General features: G+C 68.4%; 17 protein-coding genes and 2 tRNA genes. 9 read left to right on the top strand and 10 right to left on the bottom strand.

Annotation, left to right across the window (positions count from 1 at the left end; translation table 11 throughout):
* Window positions 1–253 precede the first annotated feature (253 nt).
* Both HV742_RS29860 and HV742_RS29855 read right to left on the bottom strand, forming a co-directional pair.
* The gene (locus HV742_RS29860) at window positions 254–586 is read right to left on the bottom strand and encodes a hypothetical protein (protein WP_049077647.1); all 333 of its coding nucleotides are present in this window, start codon (window positions 584–586) and stop codon (window positions 254–256) included.
* A gap of 74 nt (window positions 587–660) precedes the next feature.
* Complete coding sequence (locus HV742_RS29855; RefSeq protein WP_049072923.1) at window positions 661–1,068, bottom strand: hypothetical protein; 408 nt, start codon at window positions 1,066–1,068, stop codon at window positions 661–663.
* A 534-nt stretch (window positions 1,069–1,602) separates the two neighbouring features.
* Here HV742_RS29855 and HV742_RS29850 point away from each other — a divergent pair.
* The 3 genes from HV742_RS29850 to HV742_RS29840 are packed head-to-tail and all read left to right on the top strand — an operon-like array spanning window position 1,603 to window position 8,910.
* Window positions 1,603–4,374: an ATP-binding protein gene (locus HV742_RS29850; protein ID WP_175147099.1), complete on the top strand. Its 2,772-nt coding sequence runs from the start codon at window positions 1,603–1,605 to the stop codon at window positions 4,372–4,374.
* Window positions 4,371–5,645 carry an EAL domain-containing response regulator gene (locus HV742_RS29845; protein ID WP_059271928.1) on the top strand — a complete coding sequence of 425 codons (1,275 nt, stop codon included), beginning with the start codon at window positions 4,371–4,373 and terminating at the stop codon, window positions 5,643–5,645. The genes HV742_RS29850 and HV742_RS29845 overlap by 4 nt, the downstream gene beginning before the upstream one ends.
* Before the next feature lie 7 nt (window positions 5,646–5,652).
* Window positions 5,653–8,910 carry a hybrid sensor histidine kinase/response regulator gene (locus tag HV742_RS29840; protein WP_254601299.1) on the top strand — a complete coding sequence of 1,086 codons (3,258 nt, stop codon included), beginning with the start codon at window positions 5,653–5,655 and terminating at the stop codon, window positions 8,908–8,910.
* A gap of 66 nt (window positions 8,911–8,976) precedes the next feature.
* Here the strand turns inward: HV742_RS29840 and HV742_RS29835 are convergent, their stop codons facing one another.
* The 3 genes from HV742_RS29835 to acpA all read right to left on the bottom strand — a co-directional run bounded on the left by HV742_RS29835 (window position 8,977) and on the right by acpA (window position 15,861).
* A complete protein-coding gene (locus HV742_RS29835; protein ID WP_175147098.1) occupies window positions 8,977–12,324 on the bottom strand; it encodes an autotransporter family protein in 3,348 nt (1,115 codons plus the stop codon).
* Window positions 12,325–12,857: 533 nt separating this feature from the next.
* Window positions 12,858–13,901, bottom strand: coding sequence for a tRNA 2-selenouridine(34) synthase MnmH (gene mnmH, locus HV742_RS29830; RefSeq protein WP_175147097.1), 1,044 nt, complete (start codon window positions 13,899–13,901; stop codon window positions 12,858–12,860).
* A gap of 211 nt (window positions 13,902–14,112) precedes the next feature.
* The gene (acpA, locus tag HV742_RS29825) at window positions 14,113–15,861 is read right to left on the bottom strand and encodes an acid phosphatase (RefSeq protein WP_217482433.1); all 1,749 of its coding nucleotides are present in this window, start codon (window positions 15,859–15,861) and stop codon (window positions 14,113–14,115) included.
* 200 nt (window positions 15,862–16,061) lie between these two features.
* Between acpA and HV742_RS29820 the strand changes: the two genes are divergently transcribed.
* Window positions 16,062–16,685, top strand: a complete 624-nt coding sequence (locus tag HV742_RS29820; protein ID WP_175147096.1) for a TetR/AcrR family transcriptional regulator — start codon at window positions 16,062–16,064, stop codon at window positions 16,683–16,685.
* Window positions 16,686–16,852: 167 nt separating this feature from the next.
* Window positions 16,853–16,929 (top strand) — tRNA-Arg (locus HV742_RS29815).
* Window positions 16,930–17,544: 615 nt separating this feature from the next.
* On the opposite strand, the gene HV742_RS29810 is transcribed toward HV742_RS29815, so the two are convergent.
* A complete protein-coding gene (locus tag HV742_RS29810; protein WP_054417248.1) occupies window positions 17,545–17,784 on the bottom strand; it encodes a DUF3079 domain-containing protein in 240 nt (79 codons plus the stop codon).
* Window positions 17,785–18,027: 243 nt separating this feature from the next.
* On the opposite strand from HV742_RS29810, the gene HV742_RS29805 reads away from it, so the two are divergent.
* Window positions 18,028–18,104 (top strand) — tRNA-Arg (locus HV742_RS29805).
* A 356-nt stretch (window positions 18,105–18,460) separates the two neighbouring features.
* Here HV742_RS29805 and HV742_RS29800 read toward each other — a convergent pair.
* The gene (locus HV742_RS29800) at window positions 18,461–18,667 is read right to left on the bottom strand and encodes a hypothetical protein (RefSeq protein WP_049072932.1); all 207 of its coding nucleotides are present in this window, start codon (window positions 18,665–18,667) and stop codon (window positions 18,461–18,463) included.
* Between the two features lie 55 nt (window positions 18,668–18,722).
* Here HV742_RS29800 and HV742_RS29795 point away from each other — a divergent pair, with 55 nt between their 5' ends.
* Window positions 18,723–19,184, top strand: coding sequence for a GNAT family N-acetyltransferase (locus HV742_RS29795; protein ID WP_100502693.1), 462 nt, complete (start codon window positions 18,723–18,725; stop codon window positions 19,182–19,184).
* Between the two features lie 19 nt (window positions 19,185–19,203).
* Here HV742_RS29795 and HV742_RS29790 read toward each other — a convergent pair whose 3' ends face one another.
* Complete coding sequence (locus HV742_RS29790; protein WP_175147095.1) at window positions 19,204–19,800, bottom strand: short chain dehydrogenase; 597 nt, start codon at window positions 19,798–19,800, stop codon at window positions 19,204–19,206.
* A 126-nt stretch (window positions 19,801–19,926) separates the two neighbouring features.
* Here HV742_RS29790 and HV742_RS29785 point away from each other — a divergent pair, with 126 nt between their 5' ends.
* The gene (locus tag HV742_RS29785) at window positions 19,927–20,841 is read left to right on the top strand and encodes a LysR family transcriptional regulator (RefSeq protein ID WP_175147094.1); all 915 of its coding nucleotides are present in this window, start codon (window positions 19,927–19,929) and stop codon (window positions 20,839–20,841) included.
* Between the two features lie 6 nt (window positions 20,842–20,847).
* On the opposite strand, the gene HV742_RS29780 is transcribed toward HV742_RS29785, so the two are convergent.
* Both HV742_RS29780 and HV742_RS29775 read right to left on the bottom strand, forming a co-directional pair.
* The gene (locus HV742_RS29780; protein ID WP_171905026.1) at window positions 20,848–21,096 is read right to left on the bottom strand and encodes a hypothetical protein; all 249 of its coding nucleotides are present in this window, start codon (window positions 21,094–21,096) and stop codon (window positions 20,848–20,850) included.
* 89 nt (window positions 21,097–21,185) lie between these two features.
* Window positions 21,186–21,788, bottom strand: coding sequence for a helix-turn-helix domain-containing protein (locus HV742_RS29775; protein WP_049072937.1), 603 nt, complete (start codon window positions 21,786–21,788; stop codon window positions 21,186–21,188).
* An 82-nt stretch (window positions 21,789–21,870) separates the two neighbouring features.
* Here HV742_RS29775 and HV742_RS29770 point away from each other — a divergent pair.
* The coding region (locus tag HV742_RS29770) for a hypothetical protein (RefSeq protein WP_217482432.1) at window positions 21,871–22,256 on the top strand (386 nt) is incomplete at its 3' end.

The following is a 22,256-nucleotide window of genomic DNA, read 5'->3' as shown; positions in this document are numbered from 1 at the left end:
ATATTTCCAAAGACGACGACATAGAACCGCTATGCATGAAAGGTAGGACACAAAGATCGCGTTCGCGCACGCACCCGTCGCATCGCGACGATGCCGTCCGTCCTGTCCAGGCGCAAAAAAAACCCGCGGAACGTGATTTCTGCGGGGTTCTATGGCGAGCCTGCCGGTCGTCGGCCTCGCTTGCTTGCCTTGATCCGCGGCAGCCCTGGTTCGGGGCCTGGTGCGCGGCCTCGACCCTGCCGGGTCGGGCCGTCTACTTGATCTTGCTGCAGCGGAAGGCCTCGATACCCTTTTCCACGTAGTGCGGCTCGCGCGCGCAGGCCGCGCGCATCGCCTGGTTGGCCAGGGTCATGAGATTGGCCGCGTGGGTCATGGCTTCCAGGCCATCCTGGCCGGGGCCGATCTTGTCGTAGCGTTCCTTGAATTGATTGGCCTGCTTGGCGTAGGCGAACGCGCGCATGACGTCGGCGTAGGCGATGGCGCGGGAGATGTCGCCGGCGGTGGGCTTCTTCTCGGCGCCGAAGGCCGGGCCGGACAGCAAGGCCAGCGCGAGCAGGGAGGCGAAAGTGGCTTTCATGTTCATCATCAGGAATTCTCTTGCGGGTTGTCCGATGGGAGGCTGGCTGGCGGCGCGCATGCGCGATGCCGGGCGCGCGGCCATCACCACATCTTGCAGGTCGTGCCGTTGTTGACCAGTTCGCCGCCGACGACGATGCCCTTTTCGTCGACGTGAAGCATGGTGTAGCAGCTGGCGACGCCCGTGCGTCGCTGGTAGATGGTGCCGGTGTTGGAGCCGAAGCCATAGCTGACGCCGCCGGGCGGAGGCACGTAGAAGGAGCCGACGGCCTCATCCCAGGAGACTTCGCCCGAGGTCTGCCACATGTAGACCAGTTGTCCGATCGGCAGGTCTTCGCTGGCATAGACGCGGTCGGGCACGCCCCAGTCGACCACGATGTCATTCACGGGCTTGCCCTTGTGGCGCATCATCGCCACGTCCCAGGTCGTGCAGGCGCTCAGCACGGCGCCGCACAGGCAGGCCAGCAGGGCCTTGAAAAAACTGAATCGCACGTTTGTTTTCCTTATTCAGATGCTTGACAGGTGCCCTACGCGCCGCATCATGCCAGCGCCCCGGGGAGATGGCGAGAGGGGGTGTGGCGCGCATTCCACACCCCGGGGGCGCCCATGTGGACGCGCTGAAACGGTTTTTCCGGGGTTCCCATGGGGCAGGGTTCGGGAAAAACGCGGCCCCGTCATAGGGCGATGGCGGGCCGTGGCGGGCGGCGGCGTTTGCGCGGCTCGGGCAAGGCTGACGCCGCTCCGAATTGAATTATTTGATTTGGTTACATATGGCGTGCCGCCGCCGTGTGGCGCCGGCGCGACGAGGAGTCCGGCGTCGCGGCGCAGGGGCGGGGCGGCGCCACGCGCCCTCGAGCGTGACTTCGCGCGCGGCCAACTCGGCGCGACGCCCGCGCCCGCAGCTCGTCTCCCCCGCGCTTTGAGAATATTCTTGGTTTGGCCGCGAGGGCGGAAATCTACGATAGCCGCATGATCGTAAATCCCCGTTCCCGGGAAGCATTGACGGCGGCGGCCCCCGGGCTGCCTATGCTTCTGCTGCATATGTTTGCCGTGGCGCTCGCGGCATGCATCCTGGTGGGAACGGCGCTCTACGCCTATTGGTCGTTCACCGGCGAGGTCTCGAAATACCGCCGCCGCATGAACGCCGGCGCCTACAACGCCCAGCTGTATTTCGACCAGCGCGAAGCGCTGCTGCGGTCGGTGGCGGCCTCGGCGGTGCGCAACACCGATCACATGCCGGTCGCCCGCACCCCCAAGACCTTCGGCGCCACCGGCCAGATCAGCGTCACGCCGCTGGTCGATGCCGCCGGCGCCTATGAATGGGCGCTGATCCTCACACCGCGCGACCGCGCCAACGTGGCGCAGCTGCGCGCCCACGTCGTCTACGCCGCGCCCGGCGGCGACGCCGTCACGCGCCTGCCCGTCCGTTCCGATGGCGGCGCCGAGCCCATGTCCACGGAAACCGCGCGCTGGCTGGCGCAAACCCTGCGCCTGCACAGCGCGCGGCCTGGCCCCGATGGCCGCACGCCGATCGTCTGGCTGCGTCCGCCGATGGACGAGGCCAACCGGCTGTTCCTCTACACCCCGGCCGACGTGGCGGGCGAGGAACGCACCTGGATCGGCCTCGAGGTGGGCGGCCTGGCCAGCATGGTCGAAGCCGAATGCGCCAGCGATGGCGCCGGCTATGCGCTGTACGACGGCTCGGGCGCCATGGCGCTGCACGGCGGCAGGCTGCCGTCGCGGGTCGACGAAACCCCTGCCTACCTGTCGCGCGATTCCTTTCACCTGCGCGGCGACGGCTGGTGGCCGCAGACGCTGGTGCTGGTCAAGTCGGTCGGCGAGGCCGGCTGGCGGCTGGCCTACTACGTGCCCATCGGCGATCTGCTCGAAGACGGCGCCGCGTCGTTCTGGGCCGCCGGCGCCGTGGCGGTCGCGCTGGTCCTGGTCGTGCTGCTGGCGGTGCGCCACATCCGCAACCGGCTGGTGCGGCCGGCGCTGCGGCAGTACGAAGCCCTGGTCGACAGCGTGGCGCTGAACCGCAAGATCGTCGAAGTGGCCCCGGTCGGGCTGTGCCTGCTGCGGCGCACCGACGGCGCCGTGCTGCTGTCCAACGCGGCCGCGCGCCAGTGGCTGGGCGAGCAGGACCACTGGCGTGAAGCCCTGCTGCGCGCGGGCGCGGAGACCGGCGGGCAGGAATACACGCTGGCCGATGGCCGCAGCGCCTACGTGGCCTGCGCCGCCACCACCTACCAGTCCGAGGACGTGGTGCTGTGCGGCATCAGCGACATCACCGCCCAGAAGAACGTCGAACGCGCGCTGCGCCAGGCCAAGCAGGCCACCGACCGCGCCAGCGAGTCCAAGGCCATGTTCTTCGCCACCATCAGCCACGAGATCCGCACGCCGCTGTACGGCATCCTCGGCACGCTGGAACTGCTGGCGCTGACCGGCCTGACCGGCCAGCAGGAGCAATACCTCGGCACCATCCAGCAATCGTCCTCGACCCTGCTGCGCACCATCAACGGCACGCTCGACCTGTCGCGCATCGAGGCCGGCCGCGAGGAGCTCGACATCGGCGCTTTCTCGCCGGCCGACCTGGTCGAACAGGTGGTGGCGAACTACGCGGCGCGGGCCCGCGCCAAGGGGCTGGACGTCTACGCGGTCACCGAGGTCGGCATGCCGATGGCGGTGCAGGGCGACGCCATCCGCATCCTGCAGATCCTCAACAACCTGGTCAGCAACGCCGTCAAGTTCACCGAGGCCGGCCGGGTCGTGCTGCGCGCCAGCGCCACGGACGACGGCCCGGGGCGGGTGCGCCTGCGTTTCCAGGTGGCCGATACCGGCCCGGGGATCCGCGAAAGCCATCGCGCGCGCCTGTTCGAGCCTTACTTCCGCGCGCCGGCGGGCCAGGACAACGACGTCGCGGGCACGGGCCTGGGGCTGACGATCTGCCGGCGCCTGTCCGACCTGATGGGCGGCACGCTGGCGGTGGTCAGCGAGGAAGGGCTGGGCACCAGCATCTCGTTCTGCCTCTCGCTGGCGGCCGACGACGCGGACGGCGCCGCGCCAGTGACGCTGCAGCCGCGGCCGGTGTACGTGGATGGCGCGGTGCCCGAGGTGATCGACAACGTGCGCGGCTGGCTGAATGCCTGCGGCGCGATCGCATTGCCGTACCGCAAGCCCGCCGATGACGCCGAGCCGGCCGGCGCGGTGCTGGTGCAGACCTGGCCGCCGTCGACGCCGGAGCCGCGCTGGCCGCATCGGCGCGTGCGGGTGCTGGCGCCCGGCGCCCACCAGGACGCCTTCATGACCAACGCCGTTGGCGGCGTGGCCAGCGCCTTCAATCCCGTCAGCATCTGCCGCGCGGTGCAGATGGCGCAGGATGGGGTCGAGCGCGGCGCGCTGGGCGCCGACGGCGGCGCGCAACGGTCGCTGGGCCTGCGGGTGCTGGTGGTCGAGGACAACGTCATCAACCAGCTGATCCTGCGCGAGCAGCTGGAACACCTGGGCTGCGTCGCGACCCTGGCCAGCAACGGCGACGAGGCGCTGCGGCTGTGGCGCGGCCAGCCGTTCGACCTGGTCCTGACCGACCTGAACATGCCTGTCGTCAATGGCTATGAGCTGACGCGGGCCCTGCGGGACGGCGGCCACGCCGGTCCCATCATCGGCCTGACCTCCAGTTCGGCCGCCGAGATCGCGCAGCGCGGGGTGGCCGCGGGCATGAACCAGGTGCTGTGCAAGCCCTTGCCGTTCATGGTCCTGGCCCAGACCCTGCACGGCGTCGCAAAGGATATGACGTGAAACAGCTTTCAGACTACAAAGTGCTGGTCCTGGACGACCACGCCTTGCAATGCCTGCACCTGCGGGACCTGCTGCGGCAGGCCGGCTTCGGTCACGTGGATACGGTGGAAAGCGCCGACGAGGCGCTCGACCGCATCCGCGCCGAGGGCTACCACCTGGTGCTCATGGACATCCGCATGCCGGGCATGGACGGCGTCCAGTTCATCCACGAACTCGCCCGCCTGAACCTGCGGCCGATATTGGCCGTGGTCACCGCGTGTTCGCGCCGCATGGCCAACAGCGTCGGCCTGATGGCCAAGGAGAACGGATTCTCGATGCTCGGCACCTTCGTCAAGCCCATCACCGGCGAGCAGATCGCGGGCCTGGCCGAGCGCCTGCAGCGCCGCCCGCCGGCCGAGGCGCCGGGGGCGCTGGCCAGCCCTGGCGACACCGGCGACCTGCTGGATCGCGCCAGCGTCGAATGCGCCCTGCGCGACGGCAGCATCCAGGCCTGGTTCCAGCCCAAGAAGTCGCTGGCCTCGGGCGCCATCGTGGGCGCCGAGGCGCTGGTGCGCTGGAAGCACCGGGGGCTGGGCCTGATGATGCCGGGCTCGTTCCTGCGCACGTTGCGCGAGTACGGCCTGGACTACGAGCTGCTGACGCGCATGCTGGAGGACAGCCTGGCCGCCTACCGTGCCTGGCGCCAGCGCGGCTTTCGCGTGCCGGTCTCCATCAACCTGCCCGTCAGCCTGCTGGACCGCCCGCAGCTGCCGGACGAACTGCATCACCTGGTCACCAATAGCGGCATTCCCGCCGAGGACGTAACATTCGAACTCCTGGAAGACGACATGACGGTGGTGCCCGGCAATTACTACATGGGCGCCAGCCGGCTGCGGCTGAAGGGGTTCGGTCTGTCGCAGGACGATTTTGGCAAGGGCTATAGTTCGATGTACAGCCTCATCTCCACGCCGTTCACGGAATTGAAGATCGACCGCGCCTTCGTGCACGGCGTCACCAAGGACGAGGTCCGCGCGGCCGCGCTGGTGTCGTCGGTGCAGTTGGGGCGGCAGCTGGGGCTGCAGGTCACGGCCGAAGGCGTCGAAACCATGGAAGACCTGCAGTTCCTGCGCCGCATCGGCTGTGACTGCGTGCAAGGCTTCCTGATCTCGGCGGCCGTGGACCTGGCGGCGTTCAACGAATTGCTGGCCAACGAACCGAGCCAGGGCGAACCGCGCGCCACCCCCGCGGAAAGACCGGCGGCACGCCGGCGACATGGCGCCCATGGACACTGAAGCACCTATGAAACTGGATACGCCGCTCATCAAGGTCATCCGAGCGTCCCGTCGTTTGAACATCGCGCTGTTCGGCGCCCTGCCATTGCTGCTGGCGCTGGGCGGCGTGCTCTATTGGGGCGGTCAGCGCATCCTGCAGCAGGAAGAGGAAAAGCTGCGCGTCGATTTTACCGTGCTGGTCGGCTACATCCATGCCCACGAGACCGTGCTGCAGGGGCTGTACGCGCAGGGCCTGAATCCCGACGGCCAGCGGCTGGTGGCGCCCACGCCGGTCCGCGAGACCAGCGGTTTCGACCGCGCTTCCTGGGCTTTCTTCGATGGCCAGCACGCGATCGCCGCCATGCCGTTCTCGCTGCTGTGCCAGAGCCCCGACGCCTGCCCGGTGAGCAACGGCGTATTCACCGGCATCGGCGGCTACCTGTCGGACTTCTATTCCACGCGCTGGGCGGCCTCGGTGTATCCGGCGGCGCCGCTTTTCATCATTTCCCCGAGCCAGCAGATCAGCCTGAGCGTGCCGGCGATTTCCACGGTGTCCGGCTACGAGCCGCTGACCCGCCACACCTTCCTGGCGGTGGTCCAGGCGGTGCAGCAGGCCGCCGGCGGCACCGATCCCGAGGACCGTTCCGGCAGCGAGGGCCCGCGCGTGACGTGGCTACGCGACGCCGACCTGCCCGACGACATCATCGGCATGCTGCCGGTGATGCTGCCGCTGAACGCGCGCGATGGCACCATCGCCACGCGCCGCAACGTCTACGCCGTGTCGCTGTTGAACCGCGGCCGCGTCAGCATCTCCGAGCGGGTCCTGAACATGCCCCTGTACGACCAGTTCTGGCTGCAGCACCAGGGCAAGGCCATCCTGTTCGGCGAAGGCGCGCCGCCGCAGGTCGCGCAGGCGGGCTTTCATTTCGGCGGCGACGGCCTGGTGCTGCGCATCGCCGACAAAAGCGGCACCTGGACGGGCTACTACAAGCTCAACTACGGCAGCTTCTTTCGCGCCAACATGTGGCTGCCGCTGACGGTGCTGCTGATGCTCGCGCTGGGCCTGGCGGCCGGCGCCGGCTACCTGCTCTGGTACAACCGGCGCGTGATCCATCCCGCCGAGGTCGCCCACCTGGACATGGTCGAAAGCGAGGAATTCAACCGCACCGTGCTCGACACGGCGCCGGTCGCGCTGTGCGTGCTGTCGCGGCTGGAGGGGCGCGTGGTGTTCAGCAACGCGCTGGCGAACCAATGGCTCGGCATCGGCGTGGGCGAACAACCGCACGACTCGCCCGAGGCCAACAAGCTGTTGCGCCAGGTGCTGGGCGCGACCCGGCCCGGCACCATCGAGACCTTCCGCACCCACGAGGGCCGGCCGCTGTTCGTCGCCTTCGCGCCGACCCGCTACAAGAAGCAGGACGTGGTGCTGTGCGCCTTCGCCGACATCAGCGCGCGCGCCGAGATGGAACGCACGCTGGCGCAGGCCAAGCAGCAGGCCGACCGCGCCAACGAGGCCAAGTCCACCTTCCTGGCCACCATGAGCCACGAGATCCGCACCCCGCTGTATGGCGTGCTCGGCACGCTCGAGGTGCTGTCCCTGACCCACCTGGACGACGAACAGCGCCGCCATGTCGACCGCATCCAGGATTCCTCGGTGATCCTGCAGCAGTTGATCAGCGACATCCTCGACATCACCAAGATCGAGTCCGGCCAACTGGCCCTCGAAATGGACGGCTTCGATCCGCGCGAGCTGGTCGAGAACTGCATTGCCTCGTACGCCGGCATGGCCGAGCAGAAGGGGCTCGTCATCTACAGCTGCGTCGACACCTCGACGCCCGCCTGGGTGGTGGGCGACGGCGGGCGCATCCGGCAGGTCCTGAACAACCTGGTCAACAACGCCATCAAGTTCACCGATTCCGGCCACGTGGTGGCGCGCCTGCGGGCCGAGGCCCTGCCGGATGCGCGCACCCGCCTGCATTTCCAGGTGGTCGACAGCGGCGTCGGCATCAGCGCCGAGAACCAGGCGAGCCTGTTCGAACCGTTCTATCAGATCGATAGCCGATCGCATCTGGTGCGGGGGGCGGGCATCGGCCTGTCGATCTGCGCCCGTCTTGCGGAATTGATGGGGAGTACCATCCAAGTGACCAGTGAATTGGGCCTGGGCAGCAGTTTCTCGATCGCCATCGACCTGGACACGGCCGAGCCGCCGCCCGGGCCGTCGCCGCGGCTGGAGGGGCTGCGCGTCTACGTGCGCAGCGCGCGCAAGGAACTGAGCGACAACATCTGCCAGTGGCTGATCTATTGGGGCGCCCAGGCCAGCATCGCGCCGGCGACCCTGACGCCGGAAGAGGCGGGCGACGGCGTGCTGGTCGACGTGCATATCGCCGGCGACGCGGCGGCGCCGACCGAATGGCAGGGGCCGGTGGTGTCGGCGGGCGGGCGCGACGTGCGCGGCGCCGCGCTGTACCGCGCCGACCGCCACTATCTCACCAGCATCGGCTTCGCGCTCGAGCGCTGGGCCAGCGGCGATGTCGACACCGCCAAGGAAACCGTGGCGCCGCATTACGCGCCGCTCAATCTGCGCATCCTGGTGGCCGAGGACAACCCGATCAACCAGGTCACGATGTGCGACCAGCTGGAACAGCTGGGCTGCCAGGTGACGCTGGCGCCCGATGGCGCCGAGGCCCTGGCGCAATGGAACATCGGTCCGTTCGACGTGGTGCTGACGGACGTCAACATGCCGCGCATGAACGGCTACGAACTGGCCGGCGCATTGCGGGCGCAGGGCGTGACGGTGCCCATCATCGGCGTCACGGCCAATGCGCTCAAGGACGAGGAGGCGCGCTGCAAGGCGGCCGGCATGAGCAGCTGGCTGGTCAAGCCGATCAAGCTCAGCCTGCTGTGGAACCAGCTGCGCGCGCATCGCACCGGCCGCGCGGCGACGGCGGCAGCGGGCGAAGGGCCCGCCGCGCCCGCCGTGCCTGTCAATGCCGCGCCGGCGCGGGGCGCGCCGCCGATCGTCGGCAAGTATCGCGACGTCTTCCTGCAGACCATGACCCAGGACCTGGCGCGGCTGGAGCAGGCCCACGCCGGTGGCGACCTGCGCGACCTGCGCTCGGTGCTGCACCGGATGCGCGGCGGCTTCGCCGCGGTGCAGGCGATGGACCTGTACCAGCAGGCCGAGCAGGCCGAGGAACGGCTGGCCGCCGAAGGCCTGAGCGATACGGCCAGGACCCTGCTCACGGCCTTGCAGGCCGAGTTGCGCAGGACGTTGGCCGAGATCTGAGGCGGGCCGCGCCGGCGCGGGGCCGGGCGGGATGGCCTGGGCTGGCATCGGTCGCGGCGCCTTGCCTTACCAGCGGTAGCTGACGTTGATCATGCCGCCGTAGCCATGCTGGCTGCCGCTGCCGGCCACGCCGAAGACATGGCCCGACACCTGCGTCGCCTTGCCCACGCGGCCTTCCGCGCCCAGCTTCAGTTCGAAGGCGTTGCGCGCCGGTTTTGCCTGCAGCGTGGTGCTGCCCATACGCACCGCCGGGTTGGCGTTGTCGTGCAGCCAGTTGGTTTCCAGGAAGGGGCGCACCGCGGGCTTGCCGGCCGCCGCGGGGGCGGCCTGCGGATAGAGCCGCACGCCGACGCGCGACTGCCAGGCGCCGTCGTTGCCGCTGCGCATGCGGGTGCCTTGCAGCGTGGCGTCGCGCGCGTCGTAGCGGCTGTAGACCAGTTGGGCGTTCGGTTCCACCACCAGGGTTTCCAGGGCCGAGCCGGCGGCGAACGGCTTGAGGGCATAGCCGGCTTCGAGCGAAGCGCTCCAGACGTTGGCGCGATAGCGCACCGAGCCCAGTTCGCTGCTGATCTGGTTGGTGTAGCGGCCGTACTGCACCCAGGTGTCCGCATAAGCGCCCAGGCGGGTGGCGTCGTTCTGGTAGAACGTGCCATAGATGCCGGCGGAATAGCCCGAGACCTTGCCGCGGGCGCGGGCATGGGTACGCTGGCCGCTGCCGGGCTGGATCAGGGTGGATACCGAGCGGCTGCGCGCGTCGCCATAACCGCCCATCAGGCCGGTATACACCGCGCCCTCGCGGCCAAGCGGGGCCTTGAGCAGGTCGCCGCCCAGCTGCAGCATCGCGCTGTCGGTGTCGACATCGACACGGCCCTCGGACATGCGCAGGCCGCTGTCGTGGCGGCCCTGCGCGCGGGCCCACAGACCGCGGCCGCGGCGCGCGTCGGCGTCGTCGTCGGCATAGGCCGGCACGCGGTCGTGCAGGCTGTGGGTGAACAGACGCATGGCGGCCAGGCGGTTGCCGGCGTAGGCGCCGCTTTCGGGCGATACGTTCTTGAAGCCGCCGCCTGGCAGCACGGGATCGGGCGGGGCCACGGGCCACGCCGGATCGCCGGGATCGGTCGGTTTGGCCGGATCCCCCGGGTCGGGCGGGTTAACGGGCGGCGTGTAGTCCGAGGTCAGGTACCAATCGGGCGCCACGCCGCCGTTGCCGCCACGCACCAGGCTGTAGTCGTAGCCATTGAGCGAGACGGTGTTGGCGCTGGCGCGGTAGCCGGTGGAGCCGCTGTCCAGGTGGAACGCGTCGGCCGTGGTGGTGCCGCCGTTGATGGTTTCGACCACGCGGATGCCGTAGGTGGTCTGGCCGCCGCTGCCGCCGGCATTGACGACGCGCAGCGCGGTATTGCCCGAGGTGGTGCCGCCATCGATGACCAGCTTGTCGGTGGGCGAGGCGTCGTCGCCCAGGCGGGTGTTGAGCACCAGCGTGCCGCCGCCGATGTAGTTGTTGACGGTCAGGGTCTTGAAACCGCTGGCGCCGGCCGGCGACGTGAAGGCCACCGTGCCGGCGTTGGTCAGCGTGCCCAGGCTGGAATCGCCGCGCACGTTCCAGGCGCTGGTGTTGTCCACGGTCAGGCCATTGGCGAGGCCCGTGCCGCGCTGTATGACGGCGCCGGTGAGCACCGAGCCGTTCTTGAGCGAGACATCGACGCTGCCGCTGTCGGCCAGCACGTCGCCGGTGAGCCGGGCGTTGCTTGCGTCCAGCGTGACCTGCTCGCTCTCGATGACGGTGGACACGCCGCCGCTGGTGACCGTGACGGCGCGGGAATGCAGCAGCACGCCGCTGTCGATGTCGCCGCCAGCGCGCGCGGTGATGTCCGAGTCCGAGACCAGGAAGGTGTGGCCGCCGCCCGAGGCGAGCAGGCCGACGCCGTCCTGGGTGTCGATGCGGCTGCCATTGCGGAAGGTGACGGTATTGCTCAGGCCGGCGCCGGTGAGGTAGCTCCAGATGCCATTGGCGCCGGCGCCGGTCATGGCCAGGCCGGTGCTGTCCAGCGTGACGGCCGCGCGGTTGCTGACGGACAGGCCGCTGGCGCCCGCGCCGCTGGTGTTGACCTGGGAGTTGCGCGCCGACAGGCTGGCGCCCGAACCGCTGGCGAACAGGCCATAGGCGGTGGCGCCAAGCGTGTTGATCGTGACGCCGTCCAGCTCGATGGCGGCGCCGCCCAGCCGCGCCAGCGCGCCCACGGCGCCATTGCCGGCGGTGTCGATGGAGACCCGCGTGGCCTTGATGGTGGCCGAGCTGCCGTATTCACGCGACAGGTACAGGCCGTGGGCATTGGCGTCGCGGGTCTTGATGCGGCCGTCGACCAGCGTGACCTGGCCGGCGCGGTTGTCCACGCCCACGTGGGCCGAGGCGATGTCGAAGCCGGTGGCCGAGAAGCGCGTGCCGATGGACGGCAGCCAGACGCCGGTGCCGTAGACGCCCAGCGCCGAGATCGAGACGTTTTCGATCTCGGCGGAAGTGTCCTTGGCGTTGATGTTGATGCCATAGCTGTGGTCGCCGGTGGCGGTCAGGCTGGCGTTGCGGATCCTGGCCGCGGAGGGCGCACCGCTGCCGGAGCTGAGCATGACCGCGGAGCCGCCCGTGGTCAGGCTGCCGCCGTCCATCTCTAAGCGGCCGCCCTCGACGCGCGCGCCCACGCCGCTGGCGGCGTTGACCTCGGTGTTGTACAGCGTCACCACGGCGTTGGCGCCGCTGACGCTGACGCCATCGCTGTAGTTTCCGGTGGTGGTGATCCTGCCGTCCTGCACGGTGACGCTGGCGCCGGTTTCGGCGGCGGCGCCGGTGGCGTTGTAGGCGTTGGTGCCGATGGTCACGTCGCGGGCGACGATGGTCGAGCCGGCGCCCGTCGCGGTCAGGCCGCGGCTGCCGCCGTTGGCGGTGGTGATGCTGCCGCCATTGAGGTCGATGCGGCCGCCGGACTGCGCATACGCGCCGTGCGAGTACGTGCCCAGGGTGGCAATATCGCTACCGCCGACGGTGATCAGGCTGCCGGCGCCGGTGGCCGTCAGCGCGTGGGCATTCTGGCCGGCGCCGACGGTCTTGATGACGCTGTCGGTCAACGTCACGTTGCCGCCGGCGCTGGCGCGCACGCCAAGAGTGTTGGCGGTGGCGGCCGAGCCCGCGGTGATCGTTACGCGGTCGCCGCGCACGCTGTTGCCGGCGACTGAGACATCGAGGGCGGCGCCGCTGCCGGCGTAGGTCAGGGTGTCGCCGTTGTCGAGTGCGCGGGCAATGCTGCCCGACGGATCGTTGATGATGACCTGGCCGAGCTCGGCGGCCTGCGCGGGGTTGGCGAAGGCCGGCAGGGTGATGGCCAGCAGCCCGAGCATGATCGGGTTGAGGGAACAGTGCATGGGTGGCTCCTTGGCCCTTGGCCTTGGCATACCCAGACACATCGAACAGAACCAGACCGAAAAAAGCAGGAGCCGCTGAAGCGTACTGGTGCGTATCGGACAAAGGCGATTACGTGGCAGTAGCTTTCATGGTGCGTTCGCGGGGGGAGCGAAAAAATAAGACGATTCTTAGATGCGCCGTATTGATTCGAAGGAAACGTAACAAGACCCTGGCGACGGGCGGGCCGCACCGGATTGGCGGGTTTTATCGAGGGATTTTCAGAAAATTCCTGCTACGAGCGCGCGGATTCTGTGCTTGGCACTAAGCGTTGTCCGGGCCGGCTGGCCGCTGCCGCCGATCCGCCACGGCGGGCGAGGCCCGACCTTGTCCGCGCCAGGCTTGCTATCCTGGGGCTGCAGGCGTCTGGCGGGATTCGTTCGGCGAGTTCAAGGCCGCGTGCAAGCCGTGGCGACCGCCGCGCCTTGCGCGAGCGCTTGCAACGACGCCGTGGCGTCTGGATGGGGGCGCGTGCGGGCAGCCCCACACGGGAAAACTAGGCCAGCGCGGCCAGCAAGGCCCGCGCCTGGGCCACCACGTCGGCGTCATTGGGCCGGAACACCACCGGCAGCGCCTGCGGCAACCGCGTGAAGTGCGCCTGGCTGCTGCGCGCATAGGCGGGGTCGTAATGCTGGTCGATCAAGGCGCGCGCCAGGTCGTCGCGGCGACCCTCGTCGATCATGCGTAGCCAGCCAGCCACCGTGTCGCGGCTGTGCAGGCCGACCAGCCGCAGCAGTTGGGATTTCAAGCCCGCTGGATCGTCGAACAGCTGTGCATAGTCGTGCCGCAGAAAGACGGCGCGGTCTTCCCGGCTGGCCGTCACCGCGACGCACGCGCCGCGATGCACCGCCTCCAGCAGCGTGGCGGGCAGGGCCACCGCGCCGATCTTGCGGCTCTCGGCCTCGACGAAGACCGGCCGGGCCGCGTCGAGCTCGCGCAGCCGCGCCGCCAGCAGCGTATCGAAGCGCTTCTGCGTCGGTTGCGCCTGGCCCGGCCACGCGCCCAGCAGCGAGCCGCGGTGCGCGGCCAGCGCTTCCAGGTCGAGCGTTTGCGCGCCGGCTTGCGCCAGGGCGTTGAGCAGCCGCGTCTTGCCGCTGCCGGTGGGGCCGGTCAGCACCACGAAGCGCAGCGCCGTCGGCAGCGTGTCCAGGATATCGAGCGTGGCGCGCCGATAGGTCTTGTAGCCGCCGTCGAGCTGGCGCGCGCGCCAGCCGATCATGTTGAACATCACCGTCATGGACCCGGAGCGCTTGCCGCCGCGCCAGCAATAGATCAACGGGCGCCAGCCCTGCGGGCGCGCGGCGAAGGTGGTGTCCAGGTGGCGGGCGATATTGCGGGCGGCGATGGCGGCGCCCAGGCGGGTGGCCTCGAACGGCGCCTCTCGATAGCGCGTGCCGACCAGGGCGCGTTCTTCGTTGCTGAACACCGGCGCGTTCAGGGCGCCGGGAATATGGTCGTCGGCATATTCGAGCGGCGAGCGCACGTCGATGATGTCGTCGAAATCGTCCAGCCTGTCCAGGCCGACCAGCAGGTGTTTCAAGGCGGAGCCATCCCCGGGGAGCAATGGGGGATTCTCGCATGTCGCGGCGGTTCGCGCCCGGCCCGGACGCCTTGGGAGGAATCCCGGCATGCGGCCGCATGCCGGGGCGGCGCGCGACAAGGGCCGATCCGCCGTCGCCGCCTTGGCGGCAAACGGCTGCGCGACACCGGGGAAAGGGCGCGGCCCGCGCCGACGTGGGCCGCGCGCGGACTCAGGCGGGGAAGGACAGTGCGTTGGTCAGGTCGCCCATGGGCTGCTGGCCGCGCGCCTTCATCGCGTCGTCGCGGGTCTTCAGGCCGTCCAGGGTTGGCAGATCGAACACGCGCGTGATGAGGCGCAGGATCGAACCGGTATCGTAGACGGTGTGGTCGACGGTGCCTTTTTTGGCGAAGGGCGACACCACCAGCGTGGGGATGCGCGTGCCAGGGCCCCAGCGGTCGCCCTTGGGCGGCGCCACGTGGTCCCACCAGCCGCCGTTTTCATCCACGGTGATCACCACCACCATGTTCTGCCACTGCGCGCTCTTGCGCAGGCTGTCGACGATGTGGGCGATGTGACGGTCGCCCGAATCCACGTCGGCGTAGCCCGCGTGCATGTTGAGGTTGCCCTGCGGCTTGTAGAACGTCAGCGGCGGCAGCTTGCCGGCTTCGGCGTCGGCCAGGAACGTATTGGTCGACGACAGGTCGCCCAGGCCGCCGTCGCGCAGGTGCGCGGCGCGCGCGGCGGTGCCGGGGCCGGTGCTCTGGAAATAGTTGAAGGGCTGGTGGTGCGCCTGGAAATTGGGCGACGACGGAAAGCCGCTGTTGGCCGTCGAATCCACCGCGGCCTGCCAGCCGCCCGCGTACCAGGCCCAGTCCAGGCCCTTGGCGCTCATGAGGTCGCCGATGTTGGCGTGGGTCTGCGGCACCATGAAGACCGAGGCCGGGTCGGCCTGGGTGGGGTTGGCGGCATCGCGCGAGAATGCGGGCCAGTACGGCGGGCCCATGGTGTTCACGCCAAAGCCGTCCGGCGTCAGCGCGCTGGCGCCGAACTGCGGCGCGCCGGTGAGGGCGCTGGCCGGCGAGGTGGCCTTGGGTTGCAGGTTGGGGTCGGCCGGGTCGGCGCTTTGCAATTGTGCGATCTGTCCGCGGACGTTGATCGACGCGTTGGCCAGGTCCGGGTAAAAAGGCGGCCTGGCCGCGACCAGGTATTGGTGGTTCAGGAACGAGCCCCCGAACGCGCCCTGGAAGAAGTTGTCGCACAGCACGAATTCCTCGGCCAGCTTCCACAGGCGCAGGTTGTAGGCGGAGTCGCTGTAGCGGCCCATCACCAGCGCGCCGGAGTCGGCCCAGGCGACGAAGCGGTCGTTCTTGCCGCCGTTGATCTGCATCTGGTTCTGATAGAACACGTGCCACAGGTCGCGCGTGACCACCCCTTGCGGCAACGGCTCGCCCTGCGGTCCGCGCAGGTCGAACGGCGCGTTGGGCAGGTTGTTCATGTAGGGCGCGTTCTCGGCCACCTGATAAGTGACGTGGTTGGCCTGTTGCGAGGTGGGCACCATGCCGCCCCACACCGGCGGCAGTACCGACAAGGTAGTGCCGTCGCGATCCTTCTGCGTGTAGTCGGCGGCGGTGAGGGCCGACAGCGGCTTTTCCACGCCGGGAAAGTTGGCGAACAGATTATTGAAACTGCGGTTCTCGGCGAAGATCACCACCACGGTCTTGACGTGGTTGCGCAGCTGCGTGGTGAGATCCGGCGCCGGGGGTTGCGTGGGCGGCGTGGCGGGCGGCGTGTCATCGTCGCCGTCGTCGCTGGAACAGCCGGCCAGCGCGCCCAGGGCGGCCGCACTGGCTCCCAGCGCGGCGATGCCCGTCAGGAAGCCGCGGCGGGTGGCGCGCACGGGCGCATCGGTATTCCTGGGTTCGGTGGTCGCGGGCGTCGCGGCTTCCTGCGCGATCGCGCCTTTTTCTTTTTCAGACATGGTGAGAGACCTTGCGAAAGGGGCGGCGCCCTGTCATTGCGCCGCGGAGTCGCCGGATGACAGCCGGCATTCACGACGCGTCAGGCTAGAGAGGCAACGTGCTATCGGTGTGACCATCCGCTGTCAGAAAGCTGTACGCTGGGCGGGCCCGCGCAAAATTCCCTTAGACTGGTGCCCTGGGTGAAATCCGAGTGAAAGCAATGACCGACAACCCCGCAACCGAATCCGCGCGCAAGGCGGCCACGTCCCGCACCAAGCCGCCCGAGGTGCGCCTGGACGAGTTGATGGGCGCCGCGCAGGCGCTGTTCCTGGAGAAAGGCGTCGACGCCACGACCATCAGCGACATCACGGAAGCGGCTGGCGTGGCCAAGGGCACGTTCTACGTGTACTTTCCGTCCAAGCAGGAAATGCTGGCGGCGCTGGGCGAGCGCTACGTGCGGGAGTTCGTCGAACAACTGGAACGCGCGGTCGATGCGTGTCCCAAGGACGATTGGGTGGGACGCCTGCGCGCCTGGGTCCAGGCCAATGTGGCGACGTACCTGCGGACCTACCGCGTGCACGACATCGTTTTCACCCATCCGCATCATCATGCACGCGAGGGCCATACCGAGAATGAGGTGATCCGGCAACTGCAGGGCATCCTGCGGGCCGGCGCCGCGGCCGGCGCCTGGCGGGTCGACAATCCGCGCATGATGGCGTTGCTGATCTACGCCGGCGTGCACTGCGCGACCGACGACGCGATCCTGTCGAAACTTTCGGACTCCACGGCGTTCGCGCGCGGCGTCGCCGACGCCTATCTGCGCATGCTGGGCGTCGCGGTCTAGCGGCCGTCGATTCCCCCGAGACCGCGGCAGTCTTTGTGCGCCGTGAGGGCGATGATAATGAGAGGCGTTGGCAATGCCATTGACAGGGGGCCGAGCTGACTGAATGGGGGGCAGCCGACTTGCGCGGTTTGCGAAACAACGCTATGATTCAAGGCTTGCTTTTTCACGCGCCCGTAGCTCAGCTGGATAGAGTACCTGGCTACGAACCAGGGGGTCGTAGGTTCGAATCCTGCCGGGCGCGCCAATTTGCTTGATGATGATCAGGTGATTGGCTTGGTAAAAAACGATGCGCGGCATCGTTGCAAGCAGTACAAATGAAAAGGCCTTTGATCTCGGATCGAAGGCCTTTTTGTTTGGTCGGTTCGGATGTTGCGCCAGATTTGTTGCGCCCGATTTGTTGCACCCGACTCGGGGATCCGCTTCGTGGGCCCGATCATTGCTCCCGCTCATTGCTGTCGGTCATTTCAGCCGTTCATTGCACCCATTCATTGCACCCGCTCGTCGCATCCGCTCATTGCACCCGCTCGTTGCATCCGCTCGTTGCATCCGCTCGTTGCATCCGCTCGTTGCATCCGCTCGTTGCACCCGCTCGTTGCACCCGCTCGTTGCACCGCGGCTTGCGGAAGCGGTGTGCGGATCCGTTTTGCGGATTCTTGAGGTGTTTACCGGGTGCGCGGGGCGCAGGCTTTCGCCATCCGCGCCGCGGCGCCGAGGCATGGCCAAATGTTGGCCCCTGAATGTCAGACCCGAAATGCCGAATCCGGAATGCTGAATCCGGAATGCCGAGGGGATGGGTTGCCCGCCGATCGGGGGCATGCTTTGGCCGCCGCCTTCGCGCACGGCGCCCGGATCCGACACCTCAGCGCATCGTGGCTCCATGCGTTGCCGCCGCGCCGGTTCCGGCGCCGGCCCCTTTGTCTTCGTCGTCATCCAGGCCCCAGTTGCCCACGGTGTACCAATCGTCGCCCAACAATTCCGCCGGATGCATGGTGCGATCCGAGCCGTTGCCACAGGCCAGCGCGTCGGTGGGACAGTAGCGGTCGCAGCCCCAGCAGATGCGTTCGGGGTGCTTCGGATGCAGGGGAAACTTCTTGGCCATGCCGTTGCCTCCAGGGCGCGCGCGAGCATCTTGGAAGGTGCGTCATGGGACTGCGCGGGCGCCGTTTCAGGGTATGCCGCGCGCCGCGTGGCGGCGTACCGCTGTCACTGCGCCGGCTGTATCGCATTCAGCGTAGCGCGCGATGCGGGCGCGGGATTTGATCCGGCGCAAGGGCGTGCGGGCATGTCGGCGCTTCGATTTGCGGACCCGCCCGGCTTCATGCTATAAACACGCCTCTTTAGCGCGCCCGTAGCTCAGCTGGATAGAGTACCTGGCTACGAACCAGGGGGTCGTAGGTTCGAATCCTGCCGGGCGCGCCACCTCATTCGAAGTGCGCCGATCCGTCGGCGCCGCTTGGCGACAATAATGTCGGCAATACAACGCCGGCAAGACGACATCGACCAGGCAACGCTGGCACGCACGGTCCGCAAGACAACGCTGGCAAGAAAAGCGGCAACAAGAGCGGCAATAAGGGCGGCCATAAAGGCGGCAACAAGGGCGGCAACAAGGGCGGCTGACATCGGGTTGGCCGCGGCGGCTGGCGGCAGCGCATCAAGCATTCTGGCAACGGCCTGGCGATTTTCGCCAGGCCGTTTTCGTTTGCGCGGCCGGTGCGCACGGTCGGCAGCGCACGCGAACCGGAATGGCGATGTTGACGGCCGGGTCGGAACGCCGCTTACTTCTGGATGTCCTGGCGCTGGCGCCGATAGTCGTCGTAGGAGGTCGAGGCCGCGTTCATGCAGCGCTGGCGTTCCTGCATGTCGGGGATCTTGCCGCATTCATTGCGTTGCCAGGCCTGGCCGGAATCGTAGGCGCGTTGCGATGAACAGGCGGTGGCCGAGACGGCGGCGGCCAGGCTGGCGAGGATGACGAGACGGCGCATGAGGGGTTCTCCCGGAATCGGGTCGAGTGTACAGTCGGCCCTTTGCGCCGCGATCATGAATGCCATCGATATCCGACTCGCCGACATGGCCGATGCGCCCCGCGTCGCACCGCTGTTCGACGCCTACCGCCAGTTCTACGCGCAGCCGGCTGATCCCGGGGCCGCGCTGGCGTTCGTGCGGGCGCGCCTGGAGCGGGCCGAATCGGTGATCCTGCTGGCCACGGACGCCGAGGATGGCGCGGTGCTGGGCTTCTGCCAGCTCTACCCCTCGTTCTGCTCGGTGCTGGCCGCGCCGATCCTCGTGCTGTACGACCTGTTCGTGACGCCGGCGGCGCGCACGCGCGGCGTCGGGCGCGCCCTGTTGCAACGGGCCGAGGCGCATGCGCGCGCGGCCGGCGCCGCGCGCATGGACCTGACCACCGCCCGCACCAATCTGCCGGCCCAGGCGCTGTACGAATCGCTGGGATGGGAACGGGACCGGGTATTCCTGACCTATAACCGCGACCTGGCCGGGTGAGGGGCGAGCGAGGCGGGAGTCACCAGACGCGGTACACGCGGCCGGTCTGCGCGCCCTCCACGCTGCGGCTGTAGGCCAGCGCCACGCGCGCCGCGGGGGCGGCTTCAAAACCCGGGAAGTAGGGGCCGTAGCTGCCCCAGGATTCGCGCAGCACGGTCGGGCTGACCGAATTGATGCGCGCGTCCCGCAGTTCCACGGCGGCGCCGCGCACGAAGCCGTCGATGGCCGAGTTGACGGCGGAGGCGTTGGCGCCGAAGGGTATCGGTTCGTCGCTGACGATGCCGCTGGTCAGGGTGATCGAGCCGCCCTGGTTGAGATAATGCTGGCCGATGAGCGCCAGGTCGACCTGGCCCAGCAGCTTGTCGTGCAGGCCGATCCTGAATTGCTCGGCGGTCATCTGCGCCAGCGGACCGAAATGCAGGGCGCCTGCGGTGGAGACGATGGCGTCGACCTTGCCGACGCGCTCGAACAGGGCGCGGATGCTGTCACTGCGGGTGATATCGACCTGGTGCTGGCCCTGGGTCTTGCCGACGGCGATGATGTCGTGGCGCTGGCCGAGTTCGTGGGCCACGGCGCGGCCGATGGTGCCGCTGGCGCCGATAAGAAGGATCTTCATGGGGAGTTCCGCTGTTCATTTTGGGGCGCGGACGGGGCGCCCGCGCATGAAAGCATTCTGCGGTTTCCATTCCTGTGGAAAAATCCAGGAATGGTTGGAACACTTCATACCCAGGGTGCGTAATTCATGGATCGTCTGCTCAGCATGGAGATCTTCGTGGCGGTGGTCGAGCTGGGAAGCTTGACGGCGGCGGCCGCGCGCCACGAGATGTCGGCGGCCATGGCGGCCAAGCACATCAAGGGCCTGGAGGCGCGGCTGGGGCTGCGGTTGATGAACCGCACCACGCGGCGCCAGAGCCTGACCGAGGCGGGCCAGGCCTACTACACGCGCTGCAAGACGATCCTGGCGGACATCCGCGAAGCCGAACAGGGCGCCGAGGCGCTGCGGGTGGCGCCGCGCGGCACCCTGCGCATCACGTCGACGGTCTCATTCGGCTCGTTCGCGCTGGCGCCGGCAATTGCCGACTACCTCGACCGCTATCCGGACGTGAGCGTGGAGCTGGCGCTGAGCGACGTGGTCGAAGACCTGGTGGCCTTGCGCTACGACCTGGCGGTGCGCATCGGCGAGCCGCGCGACTCCAGCCTGGTCGCGCGCCGCATCGGCAGCTATCAGATGATCATCTGCGCGGCGCCGACCTATCTCGCGCGCCATGGCACGCCCGAGACGCCGGCCGACCTGGCCCGCCACCAGTGCCTGGATTTCTCGCATTGGAGCCGCCGCACCGGCTGGCGCCTGGGCGAAGGCGATGGCGACGGCGAGGGCGCGCAGTCCGACTATCCGCCGGCCAGCCGTTTCATCGCCAACAATGGCCAGGCGCTCAGGCAGGCGGCACTGGCCGGCTTCGGCATCGTGCTGCAGCCCGAGTTGTTGCTGGCCGAAGACGTGCGCGCCGGCCGGCTGGCGCCGATCCTGCGGCCCTACTGGCCGGCGGCGCGGCCGGTCACGCTGCTGTATCCGAAAGACAGGCAGGCGTTGCCCAAGCTCACGACGTTCGTGGACTTCGTCGTGGCGCGGTTCGCGGGGAAGGCGGGGCGGGGGTGAGGGGCGTCAGCCACGTCGTCGGTCCACCGCCGTCAGGTTCAGGCCGTTCTTGAGCAGTTGGTAGGCCTGGCCGCCCAGCCAGGCGACCTTCTCGCCGGAACTGGTGCGGCAGACGCAGTGCGTCCGGGGATCGAAGCGGGATGTGCCCAGCGCGGAATAGGCGTCAGGGTCCGACACGAATCGTTCGATACGATACAGCGTGCCGTCGGGGGCCGTGGCCAGGACATCGGTCAATCGTCTTGCGGTACCGAGCATTTTGGATACCTCTCATGCGCGGGCCGTTCTCAGCGCGGCGCCAAAGTTGTTCGAACACGTCCACCGGGTCGGGCCGCGAGGGCCCGGCGTCAATGAAAGTGTCCTCCTAACGATGCATCATCGAGCTGGTCGGGCGAGACTCCCAGGGCTTCCGAAATGCGGTCCAGGATGATCTGGCGGGGCCGCGGGCGAGGCCGTTCCAATTCGATGTAGATGGAGTGATCCACTCCCAGGCGGGCAGCCATGTCAGCGGTGCTGATGTTCAGGTGCTCGCGCCAGGCGCGTATCAGGCTCCAATCGTTGCCGGTTTTTAGACTTGCTACAGCTGATGGTACGACGTTTTTCGAAACCGCGGGCGGATGGCGCGCGGGCTGGGGGCGGTAGGCGTCACGCAGGGTGTTGCGGGCCTTGGCGTTCTTGCGGGCATCCGCCACGGGGGGCGCGGAGCCGGGTTCGGCGGTGAAGATCGTTCCTCCGTTGACCTGGCGGTACAGGTTTCCGCCGACCCAGGACAGCGCTTCGCCGTTGTCGAGCATGCATTCGCAATCCAGGTGGGTATTGCTGGGAATGCTCTCAAGTTTGGCGATGGTTTCCGTGGTCGTGGCGTGGCGCACCACCCGATGCAGCACACCGTCGGGCGAACGCACGAACACGTCGGGAAGTCTCCAGGAAAACGGAATGATGATCTCCATGCCTGCAATGGCTTGCTACCACTGTATCCCTCTGCGTGCGCGATGAGATTTGGGGTTTCCCCTGCATCGCGGACATACGTTGATGGTAGTCCTGTTCGCCCCCGAACATCTTCACAAATCTTCACGCCAGCACCGGCTTTGGCACCGCGCGAAACCGCAGAATGGCGCATTCGATGCTGGAATCGTCGTGATGCTTTCTTTCGGGGCGGGCGCCGCGCGGATGCCGCCGACCGTGGGGCGACGCCGCGCCATCGCGTGGTGGGCGGCGGGGCTGTCTTGCGCCCTGCACGTGGCGCTGGCCTGGCTGGCCTGGCGCGCGCCCGCGCCGCAGGGGCCGCCGCCGCTCGCGCGTCGGGACGCGCTTTTCGTGGACCTGCTGTCACCGTCGTTGGCCAGTGCGCCGGCGCGTTCGTCCGCGCCGGCGTCGTCGGCCGGGCCCGGATTGTCCGCGCCGCCGGCGGCGCGAGC

Origin of the sequence: Achromobacter ruhlandii (assembly GCF_902859695.1) — a bacterium.
In the GTDB taxonomy this organism is placed as follows: domain Bacteria; phylum Pseudomonadota; class Gammaproteobacteria; order Burkholderiales; family Burkholderiaceae_B; genus Achromobacter; species Achromobacter ruhlandii.
The sequence above is the reverse complement of the archived record's forward strand: the minus strand, read 5'-3'. Positions and strand labels throughout refer to the sequence as shown.